The following is a 13,217-nucleotide window of genomic DNA, read 5'->3' on the forward strand; positions in this document are numbered from 1 at the left end:
ACATGAAGAAGTTCTTAAGTGCAGTGCTTCTAGGTTTCTTTTTCGTTCTGATAAGCTCTTCAGGAATATTATATGCTCAATCTTTTGAGTCCGGAGATCCCTATTTAATGGACCAAATTATGGAGGATATGGAGGAACAATTAAATGATGTTCCTGCCAACATTCGACGAATTGCTGTTTACAAGATCAACTATAGTTCCCTTCGTTTCACAAATGAGGAAATAGAGTATATCCGATCTGAAATAGAGTATGCCTTTCGACAATACGCGGGACTTACCGTTTTATCTCCACCCGAATTAGAGCCAAACGATAAAATGAAAATCGTTGGCAGCGATAGCACACTCCAGATCCTGAACATCAGGGGGAGGTCTTTGGCGGATGTCTCACCGGAAATGCTCCTTGAGATTACAGAAAAATATGGAGTTCAGGGTTTGGTAGAACTTTCAGTTCAACGCAGAAGTCCGGAAGGTTTAGTAATCGCATTGCGTATGATGAATCCTCAATCTCGGGAGATCGTGTGGACTAAGAGTTTCGTTTCTAACAAAAAGCCGGTAGTAGTAGAGGTTGAAAAAGGGAAAACCAGTCTTATTAATTTAGTAGTAGGTAGTAGAGTTGGGAATAATATCTTCACTCCTGATAGTTTGGCTGCAAGAGATTCCAGTTTTGTTGCTGGCGATAGTGTTCTATCAGAAATAGTCGTGAATATTGGGGCCACTTATACATATCGCCAACCATTAAACAGTGATAACAGCGCCTATTTAGGATTTACTGGCGGTTTTCATGCGCTTCTTCCAAGAGAGGTGGATGAATTTGATATGACTCTCATAGAGTTTGGTATTACATATTATCAAGCTGTAGGAAAAAAGATAGAAGACATTAATGCATATAGAGTAGCTTTCTACTTAAATGGGAATATTCAATTTCCTCTTGGAAAACCTGAAGGACAGATGTTCTCTGCCAATCCGGGACTTCTCCTAAATTTGACACAGAATTTAGGTGTGGCGGTTTATAGTCAAATTACCCTTTCTGGCGAGACCATCACTTTAGATAACACTCAACAAGTAACCTTTGATAAACTAAGCTATGGTATCCAGGGAATTATACGCTTCTAAGTGGGTAGCACTACTTTTGGTTAGTGGGCTGCTTGTTTCAGGTGGATGTGCCTCCTCGGAGAATCTTTCAGCTGAAAATGGAACAACTCCTTCAACTCCTCAGCAACAAGAGAATAGGGCAACAACATCAAATGATGGCGATGAATCATCAGGGGAGAATGATATCATCGTAACCTATACAAACAGAAGTTCAAATATTCAGATAAAACTCGATCCAAAAAAAGATCAATTTTATATGGATTTGAGTGGGATGACTCCACAGGAAAAAGATTCAGTGGTGGTAAAAGATTCCACGCTTATCAAAAATCGCGCTATAGATATCCAGACTTTATTATCTAGCTACAGAAAAGCGCAGGATTTATTCTATTTAGGAGAATATCGTCAGGCATTAGAAGAAGTAGACAAGACGATAGAAATTCAGGAGACGGCAGATGCTTATGCACTCAAAGGAACGATCTTCTTCATGTTAGAGAATATTACAGCAGCCCGGGCTAATTGGAACAGGGCGGTGCAGATGGATCCGAATATTCCGGTTCCAAGTATTCCGGAATTAGAAACGCTAATTGATGAAATAAGGGGCGAAGGTAATTAATTATGAGGCTTTCACTAACTAATTTATTAGGGGTAATATTTAGTGTTGGGATGTTGGTTTTTGGGATAACCGAAATTACTGGAACAACTACTGTGATTAACTCTATCCCTGCATTATCTGATTACCGGTTTTTAAATCTACCGAGTTTATTCATTGTTATGGGCGGTGTACTAAATGCGGTATTCATAACCTATCAGCCCAGGTATGTAGGAAAAGCATTCGGGAGTATTTTTCTGCTTTTTAGCCAGTCAAAAACCACGGCAAAAACACTGGTAAATGATTTGGAAAGCATCCTTGACTGGAATGATCAAATTAAAGCAAACAGGGTACAGGCGCTTATAAAGCTTGAAGAGGAGCATGCTGAAGATGTTTCTGGCTATTTGTTTTCCTTGTTAAGTACCAACTATACCAATGAAGATATCCAGGAGTTTGGAGCAAACCATGTGGAAGAGCAGTATTTCCGAAAAATGGTAGTGGTAGATGTATTAAGAGCAATGGGTGGAGCAGCACCATCATTCGGGATGTTTGGAACCCTATTTGGGCTCGTCGTGATGCTTGGTCAACTGGAAAATCCATCGGGTATGGGACCGGGTTTGGCAGCTGCTTTGATAACCACTTTATATGGTATCTCTTTGGCACGATTTATTTTTTACCCGATCGCAGAAAAAATTAAGAATATCACCCAGATGAATAAATTCAGGGAATACTTTATTTTGGAAGGCATTTTGATGATAAATGATAAAAAATCGTCGTTCTACATTCAGGATAAGATGAGTACTTATCTACAACGGGATTTCAAAAGGAATAAAAGCGAAGGCTAGCATTCGATTAAATGCTCTCGCGAAAAAACATATCGCCCTTACAGAACCAGGAAGAGCATACTGAGGATCAAGACTGGTTGCTCACTTACAGTGATATGATCACCCTGCTATTGGCATTTTTTGCTATGCTGATTGCGGTGTCTTATGTAGATCTGAATCTTTGGGAACAGATGAAGCAAGGGTTACGTTCAGAGATTAGCAAAGAGGAAAATGTTCGGACTCCTCTTGCGGAAGTAAAACAGGATCTGGACTCCCTTCTTGCTACTGAAAAACAACAAGGTTTGGTGGATATCACTTTAGATAAAGATGGGATAAAACTCTTCTTCAATAGTAGCTCCTTTTACAATTCAGGAGAAGCTAACTTGCTTCCAACGGGTGAAGGGATTATCGATAAGGTAACTCAGGCTATGAATGCCCTCGATTTCTATAAATTCAATGTAGATGTGGAGGGCCATACAGATAATGTTCCCATCAATACCCCGGTTTATCCATCTAACTGGGAATTATCGGTTGCACGTGCTTCCGGGGTTGTAAAGTATTTTATTGAAGAAGGAATAGAAGGAGATCGGTTAAAGGCGTCTGGCTATGCTGACACTAAACCAGTGGTGCCACACCAGGATGGTCAGAGGCAGGATATCATAGAAAACCGACCATTGAACCGTAGGATTGTAATCAGGATCTATTACCAGCTTAGCCAGCTTTAAATCATGATATGGCTGAGAAGAATCTATCCCATTTCGCAGTGATTTTTGGAGTAGCCAACCCTGAGGAAGCGGCTACATGGTATCAAGATAAATTAGGTTTTGAGATTACCTTCAAATGGGGCGATCCTGTCGAATATGTGGTAACAAACAGAGAAAAAAGTGTTTCCATCCATTTCTCTAAAACAGATAAAGAGATGAAAAACTCAATTTATGTGTTTTGTTATGATGTGGATAAGGTGTACGAGGAACTCAAAACAAGGGGGCTCGAGAAGATGGGAGTGCCTGAAGATCAGGAATATCAAATGAGAGATTTTGAAGTGAGAGATCCTTATGGAAACCAAATTGTTTTTGGGACAGGAAGCGACTGAGAACAGTCAAATTCAGTGTTTTTTGATGTACAGCTATTTTTATCGTCATTGAATAAAGAACTGTAACTATTTTTGATCGTCCGGGTATTACCTCTGCGCAACTAACACTTGGAAATGGGAAAGCAAAATTTTAAATCCGGAAAACAATCCTTCGACCTCGATGATTTTATCGAGGAACAGTCACAAGATAGCCTCGATGTGGAGTTTGAAAAATCAGAAGGGATTGCTCGAAAAACCATAGGATGGTATATATTTGGGGCCTTTCTGGTAATAGCTGCCATTTTCTATGCCGTCAATCCTTTTTCCAGTACCATTGAGTCAGTGAAGGGCTTTGTTGCAAATGAGGTAATTCAAACCGTGCCTGAACCTACAGCAACGGCAGTTGGCGAGGGTACCGCTACAGCGACTACTATTAACAGCCCTTTCCTTGAGTACATAGGCGAATTGAAAGCTATTGATGTGAGTGATGATGTAACCGTTAATGGATTTGAGCTACTTTATGATGCAGGGGTGCCAGTAGAATTTGTGGAACTAATAGATGACTCGGATCTTTTCGATGACTTGTCGGCTAATGCGATATTGACTTTATATCAACAGCAGATACCAAACGAATATTACCAGAGAGCTGGTCAGGCAGATATTTTTGATGATTTATCTGCGAATGCATTTCTGACCATTTACAATTCTGATGTCCCTTTGGATTATATAGTTAGCCTTGGAAATTCAGACGCATTTGATGATTTATCTGTGACAGCGATGATTAGGTTATATGAAGGCAATTTCCCTGCCGAGTATGCTAAACAAATAGGAGATGCCGATCTATTTGATGATTTCTCAGCTAGTGGAATACTCGCACTATACAATTCCAGTATCCCTCTTAGTTACATACAAAGTCTTTCTGCTACTGATTTGTTTGATGAGATTTCTGTAAATAATCTTATCAGTCTATATAACTCCAACATTCCTATGGAATACATGAATGCAATGGGAAATTCTGGGGTATTTGATGATCTATCAACCAATTCGGTACAAACACTTTATAATGAAGGAATTCCAGCTTCTTTTTACGGAGAGCTAGGCCAGCTTGGCTTAGATGATTTAAGTGCCAATCAAGTGGTTCAGTTGTTTAAAAGAAGTGACTTAGACTAACAATTAAAAAGTAAAAGTTATGATACAGCGATTAATATTACTTGCCCTTGGAATCGGAGCTGGAAAGCTGTTGCTGGATATTTTTGCAGCAGCAGATGAAGAACAAGAAGATCATAAACACCCGCCGATAAATCATGACTTTCTCATAAATCAGGATCAAGAGGAGTTTGGGTTTTCTGTGCTAAAAGGAAAAATCACCCGAGCGATAAATAGCATTAAAAAAGAGTCAAAGAAATTTAAAATCGGAAAGACTGGTCATCCTGGTAAAAGGATGGGTTCTCATTCAGGATTTGATGAGATGTTTCTTTTATGCTCCAGCTCTGATGAAGAATTGATTAACGAACTAGAGAGCTATTACACAGCCAAGTATATAGATGATCCAAAGAATGAAAACGAAAAAGTAGGGAGCGCTGGTGATGCTAAAACTAAGGATGGTCAATATTATTTATATGTAATAGTACAGTCCTGATTTTATTCATCTTTAATATTCGTACTACCACCAAGCCATTTAGCTTTTCAAAAGAAGTGATTTAGAGTAAGGACTCCAAAATTGCTACAGGCTTCACCGAGCAGTATATTTGTGCTAAAGTTTTAGCATGAGAATCAGAGCAGAAGTATCCAGTCCATATATAGTCGAAAAAGATCACAAGATTGCTGAGCTAGCAAATGCTCTATCACATCCACTAAGAGTTGCCTTGGTTAGATACCTGGACGAAAAGGATAAAGGAGAGGGACTCGATAATGTGACTTGCAATAAAGACCTGGTTCAGATGTTTGACTACTCCCAATCCACAATGTCTCAGCACGTAAAGGTATTACGTGAGTGCGGGCTTTTCCTAACAGAGAACAAAGATAAGTTCACTTTATACTACCTAAACCGGGATATGATGGAACAATTCTCGGATTTTATCTCGTCCTTTACCGCAGATAAGTAACATATTTACTGAAGTCTCTGAACCTAATCTTATAAATCGTAATTAGGCGATTTATAATTTGCTTCTGACTTTCTCTTTATTCTATATTCGTATATCGTAAATAAGCGATATATAAATGAATTCAACAAACCTATTTCCAGTTGCAATTATAGGAGCCGGACCAATAGGGTTGGCAGCTGCAGCTCATCTTAACAAAAGGAACCAGCCATTTATCATTCTCGAATCGGGGATGGAGATTGCGGATAGTGTACGAAGTTGGGAGCATGTTCCAATGTTCTCTCCCTGGAAACTCAACATTGATAAAGCTTCAAGAGAACTATTAGCAAGGTATAACTGGAAAGAACCAGGGTTAAATCGAATCCCAACGGGCAAAGAGTTAATCGAAGAATATTTACTACCTCTTTCAGAAACCAAAGAGATAACACCATTTATTAGGCTTAGTTCGAAAGTGATTTCTGTAACAAGAAAGAGGATTAGCAAGCTTAGAAATCTTGGTAGGGATTCAGCTCCGTTCATGTTAAGGGTTGAAACAGATGATGGAGTCAAGATTGTTGAAGCGAGAGCAGTAATAGACGCTTCGGGAACCTGGAAAACACCAAAGCCTTCAGGGGCAGATGGTCTTCCAGCAATCGGAGAGGAATTACTGGGAGATAAAATTTTCTATGGTATTCCGGATGTTCTTGGAAAAGAAAAAGACAGGTATGCCGGTAAGGATGTTGCTGTTATTGGTGGAGGACATTCAGCTATCAATGCTTTGCTGGAACTTGCAGATTTAAAGAAAGAAAACCAGGAAATGAACCTAACCTGGATACTTACTAAAGCCAGGGTTGAAGATGCTTATGGCGGTCTGGATAATGATGAGCTTCCTGGAAGAGGAAAAGTAGGCCAAAGGGTGAAAGAACTGGTAGACTCAAATGAAGTAGATGTTCTTACCCCTTTCTTTGTAGAAGAGATGGAAAGAAAAGGGAATAAAGTAGCCATTCATGGTGATTCATTAGGCTCTACTAATTCTATTATGGTTGATGAAGTCATAACTGCAACTGGTTTAAAACCTGATATAAGCATATTCAGGGAATTACGAATAAACCTTGATCAGGCAACAGAAAGTCCCGTTAAGCTTGCCCCTTTGATAGATCCAAATATTCATAGCTGTGGATCTGTACGTCCTCATGGCGAAGCCGAGTTAAGTCACCCGGAAAAAGATTTTTATATAGTAGGAATGAAAAGCTATGGAAGGGCTCCAACATTTTTATTAGCCACGGGATATGAACAAGTAAGATCAGTAGTGGCAGGTCTTTCTGGTGATTTGGAAGCAGCAAGACAAGTTCACCTGGAATTACCGGAGACAGGAGTATGTGGAGTACCCGCGGGCGTTGATCCTAATAGTGTTAAAGCAAATGAGGATGCCGAATCTTGTTGCAGCTAAGCGTAATATGATATGAACGCAAAAAAAAGAGGTCAGAATCATAGTTTTGCTACTCGTTCAGTTCACTCTGGGAGTGACCTAAATAATCATTTCGGAGCTATATCCATACCGATATACAATGCTTCAACATTTAGCTTTCCAGATGCTGAACAAGGCGCTGCTATTCACGAAGGAGAAATTAAAGGGTATTTCTACAGCAGAATCAATAATCCAACCCAGGAGGTATTGGAAAGAGCATTAGCAGAGTTAGAGGAAGGAGAGTCGGCCATAGTTTTTTCATCCGGGATGGCAGCTATATCAAACACCATACTTACATATTTGAAAAAAGGAGATCACTTGATAGCTCCGCGTTCTATATATGCCTCCTCAAGAGGTCTTATGGACTATCTAAGATCTAATTTCAATATAGACGTAACCTATGTTGATGCTACCGATTCAACTTCTTATGAAGGAGCAATCAAAGTTAATACAAGACTCTTGTATATCGAATCTCCTTCCAATCCTACACTAGATATAACCGATATCTCCAGGGTAGTTGAAATCGCAAAAGACTTTGGATTATCAACCGTAATGGACAATACCTTTGCCACTCCATTCAATCAAAATCCGTTGAGCTATGGGGTGGATGTAGTTATTCATAGCATGACCAAATACATTGGCGGTCATGGAGACTTGCTTGGAGGAGCTGCTATTGGCAGTAATGAATTCGTAAGAAAATGCAGATGGAAGGTGAACAAATATTTCGGAGCGGTTCCATCCCCACATACAAGTTGGATTGCACATAGAGGGATCAAAACATTAGCGCTAAGGATGGAAAGGCATAATGAAAATGCCGCTACAGTAGCTGAGTTTTTGGAACGGCATCCTAAAGTATTGAAAGTTCACTATCCCGGATTAGAATCACATCCCCAGCATGCACTTGCTAAAAAGCAGATGAGAGGATTTGGAGGGATGATTTCGTTTGAAGTGGCTGGGGTAGAAGAAGGAAGAGCCCTGGTAAATAATGTGGAGTTATGTACCCTTGCTGTTTCACTTGGAGATGTAAGTACTCTGATTCAACATTCGGCCTCTATGACCCATGCATCTGTAGACCCAGATACTAGAAGGAAAACAGGGATAAGTGATGGGCTAATTCGCCTTTCGGTAGGTATTGAGGACAAGGATGATATAATAATGGATTTGGAAAAAGCCCTTGAGGAGGTATAAGATGGATAATGAAATACAAAAGATGATCTCTGCTCTTTCTTACACCCCCGACATTCTAAAAGATCTCATCAAAGATATTCCGGAACCGGAAAGAAAAAAGAGAAGTAGGCCAGGTAAATGGTCCATTCATGAGAACGCCTGTCATTTGGCTCAGGCTGAAAAGATGATAAACCAACGGTTTGTGATTTTCACTGAGGAAGAACAACCAAAATTTGATCCTTATTTACCGGGAGACACCGTGAATGATAATGGTTTAATTGACCTGGATTTAGAAAAAGAAATGAGTTCGTTCAGAGAGCTTAGAAAATACACGGTAGCTATGCTACGGTTTTTCAGCCCGGAAGATTGGGAGAAGGAGGCTAGCCATCCTGAGTACTACCGGTATAATCCAAAAATTTTGCTGAGGCATACCCTGATGCATGATCACTTCCACATGTATAGAATAGAAGAGTTATGGTTGACCAAGCCTGAATTCTTATGAGTACAGTTGAAGTACTCAAAAATCCTATCGAACCTTTAACATGGGTGTTAGGAAGTTGGAAGGGGCAGGGGAATGGTGGTTTTCCGACACTTAGTCCCTTTGAGTACATGGATCATATACACTTTAAGGTTATTGAAGAAGCGTTTGAAACCGAACCCCTTATTCACTTTGAAGAGATAGCATGGGTAATAGAGAGTACAAGGACAACCTTCAAGCACTGGGAAACAGGATATTTTAAACCAGCTCCGGATGGAAGAATACAGTTATATATCTGCCATAATACGGGCAGAATTGAAATCACTTATGGTTCTTATTTAGAGCTGGATCTGGAAAAAAGGTCTTTCGAATTAGAATTCGAAAGTAATTTTATTAGGAATGATGAAGGAACAATAGCTACTATGGCCAGCAAACGAGTACTAATTTATGATGGAAAAAAGCTTAAGTATAATCTGGAAATGTCAACCTCCGATGTGTCGTCACTTAGTAGTCACCTAACTTCTGTATTAAAATCAGTTGAAGAATTATAGCAGCTTTAACCTGGTATTACATGTGTTTATAGGCTTTTGCGTGATAGTGTGGGGGTCATCATATGTAGCTGTTCAAATTGGCCTGGAAGATTTTTCTCCAAGTCAATTAGCTGCATATAGGTTTACAGTGGCTTCAGCTGTACTACTCCCAACGTTGGTGTTTAAAAAAATCAGTGTACCGAAGCCAAAAGAATGGCTTTATATACTGGCTATAGCGTCAGCCGGGATTGTTATTTACCACATTGCTCTTAATTACTCCTCGGTGTATTACCCGGCCACCAGTGTAAGTTTCGTGGCTAATTCTATGCCAATATTTGCCATAATTATTGCTACGCTTTTTCTGGGTGAGCAAACATCTCTGCTAGGCTGGATTGGAGTATTGCTGGCTATGATAGGTATTGGTCTGTTAAATTATGAGGGACTAAGGTCGCTCGATTTAGAAATGTTGATGTTGATTATAATTCCAATATCGTCCGCCGTTTTCTTTGTGTTTCAAAAGCCTTTATTGAAAACGCTTAGATCCTATGAGGTCATGTTCTATTCTATTTTAGTTGGAACATTAGTGTTGTTGGTCCTTGATCATTCATTCCTAATAGTAATTCCTAAAGCTGCAATTTCAACAAACCTGGCGGCCATATATCTTGGGCTTATACCTACAGCGATAGCATTTAACCTTTGGGCCTATGTACTAAGCAAACTAGAAGTTTCTTATACCTCCAGGTACCTCTATTTAGTCCCGGTCTTCACCGTGTTTTTTTCATTCATCATTCTAAATCAAATTCCGAAACAGAATGTATTATTGGGAGGGGGTATCATTCTTTTTGGAGTCTATCTTTCACAACGTAAATAACCATATTATGAAGTACTACCTGCTAATTTTTATAGTCCTGATTACCACTTCTGCCACAATGGCTCAATCAAATAGCGTGCTAACTACTCTGCAAGATCAGGTAGATGCATTTAATGAAAGGGATGTAGAACGACTTGCCAAAAACGTTTCTGAGAACTTTAAATGGTATTACCTGGGGTCTGATACACTTATGCTGGAGGTGGAGGGGAGACAAAATTTCCAACAAGCAATGGAAGGCTATTTCAGTTCTTTCTCATGGGTGGAATCAAACATCACAGACTATGTTGTGATTGGTAATCGAATCACTTTTAAGGAAGAAGTAAGCTATAGAACTCAATCCGGGGATATCGCAACATCTTCATCTATGGGTATCTATGAAATAAAAGATGGAGTAATAACGCGCGTCTGGTACTTCCTTGATTGATGTCTTTTCTACTTAATGATTTCCATTTCAGATGCTTCAGTGATACGAATAAAACTGTTCGAGCGAATAGAAGAGTACCTGTCAATCGTTCCGGATGGCCAGTAAACGATCACAGAATCAATCATCAAGCTAGTATCCAAACCAAAATGAATTCTATAGTCATTCTGACTTGCATAACCAGTAACAGGGTATACCCATCTTCGCTGAACTAAGCCATTAGCATACAATTCTACTTTTGCTCCAATACCATAAGAGTTACTCTCCTGACCAACCAGGTTAATTTGAATCCAGTTTTTTCCAGATGTTGTATTCTCCAGAAACTGATTTGGTTCATCGCCAGCTCCCCAATTTGCTACATAAAGATCCAGGTCTCCATCATCGTCAAAGTCAGAGTGGGCTACACCAGCTGAAGTATCCGAAACCAATGTCGAGAAATCTAGCGTGTCTCTTACATAGCCACCTTCTTGATCATTTATATAAAGGAAATTCCTCATCTCCGGTCGATATGTACCATTGGCTATAAAAAAGTCTAAATAGCCATCATTATTAAAATCTCCCCAGGTATTCCCTTTTGAAGCACCACCTAGTTGGAAGGAGATAGGGCCTTTTTCCTCCAGGGTGAAATTTCCATTCCCATCATTATTATAGAGATAATTCTCCTTGTCAAAGTTGGCAATAAAGATGTCCATGTCCCCATCATTGTCATAATCTGCCCAGCTAGAACCATAGGAATATCCCACATCTGTAGTAAGGTGGTCCGTATCGTCTTTTTCAAACGTCCAATCTCCTTTATTAATAATAAAAGCATTGGGTTGACGGGCATTAATAAGGATGAAATCAGGTAACCGATCATTATTGGCATCACCTGTGGAACATGCTCTTCCCGGACCAGCATCATCACTAATCGGATTATTTCGAATTTCTACAAAGGAGTCATCCAGATCATTTCGGAAAACACGATTTTTGTTGTTTGCGTCATAGCCTATAGTCATTACATCCAGATCCCCATCCAGGTCAAAATCAGCCCAGCATGCCATTCCCGAACTTACGCCATTTACAAGAGGGTGCTCCTCAATTCTTTGAAAGTTACCATCACCTATATTTTCAAATAAAAAATTGTCCTGGGATCCCCGGTTTGAGATATATACATCCAGGTCCCGATCATTATCAATGTCCACCCAATTTATTCCCTGCGAGTCTCCTCCAATAGAAGCAATTAACCCCGGAGCGGAATTATAACTTTCTGATAGCTTCCTAAATTGACCATTACCCTGGTTCATATAAAAGCTATTCCATTGGCCACCTGAATTGCTTACATACAAATCCGGATCCCCATCATTGTCGAAATCTCCCCAGGCTACTCCCCTGGATTGACCTGCATCAATACCTATTCGTCCATCAGTATTAGGAACAAAAATGCTGCTATTATTTTCGGGGTTAGTGCAACTGGCACATATGATTACTAAGAGAGATAGTAGTACGAGTAAATTTTTCATATCGCCAATTTACGATAAACGAATAATAATCCAAATGCTTCAATAATTACTGATGTTAAATAATTTTTCGAGCTGAATAAGGACTAAAATGTGACGATTGCTATTAGTTTGGATATGGAATTGCAGGGAACCATTCTTTTTTCTTTTTTAGTAGGTGAAACTAATAGGGTACTATTGAATTCCTTCTTCCAAACTACCAATAGCTTTACAGCTTATTCTATAGAGCACTGGGTGCTTTTGATAAGCTTCTTCCTATTCGTGGTGGTGTTTATTCGTTCAGTAAGGAAGAAGCCAGAGGAAAGGCAAAGGAAGATCTTATTGGGCGTAGCAATTATCCTCACCATTGCTCAATTAGCAAAAATACCTCTGAATCTATATACCGGGATATTTGAAGTTACGAGAGATGTCCCTCTTCACATGTGCAATTTTCTACCCTTTATTATGATTTGGGTATATGCAGCAAAAAGCAGGGTAGTTTGGGCCACTACGTTCTTTTGGGTGATCCTTGGAGTTTCCCAGGCAAATTTTACTCCAACAGTAGAGAATTCTCTATTCTATTATGATGCCATTCGATATTGGCTTGTCCATCTGTTTCCTATTCTCCTGGCCTTGTATCCAGCGATTGTCTGGAAATGGACCCTCGAATTAAAAGATGTGGTAAGAACAGTAATAGCACTAAACGGGGTAGCAATCATTATCTATTTCATCAACCTGGCTCTGGGTAGCAATTACCTGTACATCATGGAGAAACCGCCAGGCACTACCTTCTTCAGCATTCTCCCTCCCTGGCCGACTTACATCCTAGTTCTGGAAGCAATTATTGTGTTATGGTCCCTCATGTTATGGGGAGTGTTTTGGGTTATTAAAAGGGGCAAGGTTAGTTCCGTAGCAGAGCTACGGAACTAGGTTAATCCCCAAAAGTCGCATTGCTTCTTCTGTATCTACCCAGGCAAATTCAGGTGCAGCCTTATCTCTTTCCAGCCGGGAGACAACTTTCTCGACTAATTCATATAGGGCTTCGGTCTCAAGACAAATCACTTCCATAAAAATAAAGATTTTAAAGTGTGACGACTATTCTTAGGTAGGAGCTAGAAAAGCTTAGATAAAACTCCTATCAGAGAGTCAG

The 13,217-nt window shown here is 39.7% G+C and carries 16 protein-coding genes; 15 read left to right on the top strand and 1 reads right to left on the bottom strand.

Annotated features, from left to right (window positions below; genetic code table 11):
- The first annotated feature begins 2 nt into the window (after positions 1-2).
- From ED557_05320 to ED557_05385, 14 genes are all read left to right on the top strand, one after another.
- A complete protein-coding gene (locus tag ED557_05320) occupies positions 3-1,112 on the top strand; it encodes a hypothetical protein (GenBank protein RNC84406.1) in 1,110 nt (369 codons plus the stop codon).
- The gene (locus ED557_05325; GenBank protein ID RNC84407.1) at positions 1,084-1,704 is read left to right on the top strand and encodes a tetratricopeptide repeat protein; all 621 of its coding nucleotides are present in this window, start codon (positions 1,084-1,086) and stop codon (positions 1,702-1,704) included. Before ED557_05320 ends, ED557_05325 begins: the two co-directional genes overlap by 29 nt.
- Positions 1,705-1,706: 2 nt before the next feature.
- The gene (locus ED557_05330; GenBank protein ID RNC84408.1) at positions 1,707-2,525 is read left to right on the top strand and encodes a hypothetical protein; all 819 of its coding nucleotides are present in this window, start codon (positions 1,707-1,709) and stop codon (positions 2,523-2,525) included.
- 11 nt (positions 2,526-2,536) lie between these two features.
- Positions 2,537-3,229: a chemotaxis protein MotB gene (locus ED557_05335; GenBank protein RNC84409.1), complete on the top strand. Its 693-nt coding sequence runs from the start codon at positions 2,537-2,539 to the stop codon at positions 3,227-3,229.
- An 8-nt stretch (positions 3,230-3,237) separates the two neighbouring features.
- A complete protein-coding gene (locus ED557_05340) occupies positions 3,238-3,597 on the top strand; it encodes a VOC family protein (GenBank protein ID RNC84410.1) in 360 nt (119 codons plus the stop codon).
- A 114-nt stretch (positions 3,598-3,711) separates the two neighbouring features.
- A complete protein-coding gene (locus ED557_05345; GenBank protein ID RNC84411.1) occupies positions 3,712-4,746 on the top strand; it encodes a hypothetical protein in 1,035 nt (344 codons plus the stop codon).
- 19 nt (positions 4,747-4,765) lie between these two features.
- Positions 4,766-5,215 carry a hypothetical protein gene (locus tag ED557_05350; protein RNC84412.1) on the top strand — a complete coding sequence of 150 codons (450 nt, stop codon included), beginning with the start codon at positions 4,766-4,768 and terminating at the stop codon, positions 5,213-5,215.
- A gap of 127 nt (positions 5,216-5,342) precedes the next feature.
- On the top strand, positions 5,343-5,681 hold the full coding sequence (locus ED557_05355; protein ID RNC84413.1) for an ArsR family transcriptional regulator: 339 nt from the start codon (positions 5,343-5,345) through the stop codon (positions 5,679-5,681).
- A gap of 115 nt (positions 5,682-5,796) precedes the next feature.
- Entirely contained in the window at positions 5,797-7,107 is a 1,311-nt protein-coding gene (locus ED557_05360) for a glutamate synthase (GenBank protein RNC84414.1), read from the top strand.
- Between the two features lie 12 nt (positions 7,108-7,119).
- Positions 7,120-8,313, top strand: a complete 1,194-nt coding sequence (locus tag ED557_05365) for a PLP-dependent transferase (protein ID RNC84415.1) — start codon at positions 7,120-7,122, stop codon at positions 8,311-8,313.
- Between the two features lies 1 nt (position 8,314).
- The gene (locus ED557_05370) at positions 8,315-8,794 is read left to right on the top strand and encodes a DinB family protein (GenBank protein ID RNC84416.1); all 480 of its coding nucleotides are present in this window, start codon (positions 8,315-8,317) and stop codon (positions 8,792-8,794) included.
- Positions 8,791-9,321: a DUF1794 domain-containing protein gene (locus ED557_05375; GenBank protein RNC84417.1), complete on the top strand. Its 531-nt coding sequence runs from the start codon at positions 8,791-8,793 to the stop codon at positions 9,319-9,321. Before ED557_05370 ends, ED557_05375 begins: the two co-directional genes overlap by 4 nt.
- Positions 9,322-9,625: 304 nt before the next feature.
- A complete protein-coding gene (locus tag ED557_05380; protein ID RNC84794.1) occupies positions 9,626-10,171 on the top strand; it encodes a hypothetical protein in 546 nt (181 codons plus the stop codon).
- Positions 10,113-10,595, top strand: coding sequence for a nuclear transport factor 2 family protein (locus tag ED557_05385; protein RNC84418.1), 483 nt, complete (start codon positions 10,113-10,115; stop codon positions 10,593-10,595). Before ED557_05380 ends, ED557_05385 begins: the two co-directional genes overlap by 59 nt.
- 8 nt (positions 10,596-10,603) lie before the next feature.
- Here the strand turns inward: ED557_05385 and ED557_05390 are convergent, their stop codons facing one another.
- Positions 10,604-12,091: a CRTAC1 family protein gene (locus ED557_05390; GenBank protein RNC84419.1), complete on the bottom strand. Its 1,488-nt coding sequence runs from the start codon at positions 12,089-12,091 to the stop codon at positions 10,604-10,606.
- 174 nt (positions 12,092-12,265) lie between these two features.
- On the opposite strand from ED557_05390, the gene ED557_05395 reads away from it, so the two are divergent.
- Complete coding sequence (locus tag ED557_05395) at positions 12,266-12,997, top strand: TIGR02206 family membrane protein (GenBank protein ID RNC84795.1); 732 nt, start codon at positions 12,266-12,268, stop codon at positions 12,995-12,997.
- Positions 12,998-13,217: the final 220 nt, after the last annotated feature.

The sequence above is a fragment of the Balneola sp. genome (genome assembly GCA_003712055.1).
Classification (GTDB): domain Bacteria; phylum Bacteroidota; class Rhodothermia; order Balneolales; family Balneolaceae; genus RHLJ01.

Excerpts from the sequence above, each read along its gene's own strand:
- ED557_05325 (RNC84407.1), top strand. The coding sequence starts at position 1,084 with ATGGTATCCAGGGAATTATACGCTTCTAAGTGGGTAGCACTACTTTTG.
- ED557_05370 (RNC84416.1), top strand. The coding sequence starts at position 8,315 with ATGGATAATGAAATACAAAAGATGATCTCTGCTCTTTCTTACACCCCC.
- ED557_05340 (RNC84410.1), top strand. The coding sequence starts at position 3,238 with ATGGCTGAGAAGAATCTATCCCATTTCGCAGTGATTTTTGGAGTAGCC.
- ED557_05385 (RNC84418.1), top strand. The coding sequence starts at position 10,113 with ATGTATTATTGGGAGGGGGTATCATTCTTTTTGGAGTCTATCTTTCAC.
- ED557_05320 (RNC84406.1), top strand. The coding sequence starts at position 3 with ATGAAGAAGTTCTTAAGTGCAGTGCTTCTAGGTTTCTTTTTCGTTCTG.
- ED557_05350 (RNC84412.1), top strand. The coding sequence starts at position 4,766 with ATGATACAGCGATTAATATTACTTGCCCTTGGAATCGGAGCTGGAAAG.
- ED557_05375 (RNC84417.1), top strand. The coding sequence starts at position 8,791 with ATGAGTACAGTTGAAGTACTCAAAAATCCTATCGAACCTTTAACATGG.
- ED557_05335 (RNC84409.1), top strand. The coding sequence starts at position 2,537 with ATGCTCTCGCGAAAAAACATATCGCCCTTACAGAACCAGGAAGAGCAT.
- ED557_05355 (RNC84413.1), top strand. The coding sequence starts at position 5,343 with ATGAGAATCAGAGCAGAAGTATCCAGTCCATATATAGTCGAAAAAGAT.
- ED557_05330 (RNC84408.1), top strand. The coding sequence starts at position 1,707 with ATGAGGCTTTCACTAACTAATTTATTAGGGGTAATATTTAGTGTTGGG.
- ED557_05380 (RNC84794.1), top strand. The coding sequence starts at position 9,626 with ATGCCAATATTTGCCATAATTATTGCTACGCTTTTTCTGGGTGAGCAA.
- ED557_05390 (RNC84419.1), bottom strand. The coding sequence starts at position 12,091 with ATGAAAAATTTACTCGTACTACTATCTCTCTTAGTAATCATATGTGCC.
- ED557_05360 (RNC84414.1), top strand. The coding sequence starts at position 5,797 with ATGAATTCAACAAACCTATTTCCAGTTGCAATTATAGGAGCCGGACCA.
- ED557_05365 (RNC84415.1), top strand. The coding sequence starts at position 7,120 with ATGAACGCAAAAAAAAGAGGTCAGAATCATAGTTTTGCTACTCGTTCA.
- ED557_05345 (RNC84411.1), top strand. The coding sequence starts at position 3,712 with ATGGGAAAGCAAAATTTTAAATCCGGAAAACAATCCTTCGACCTCGAT.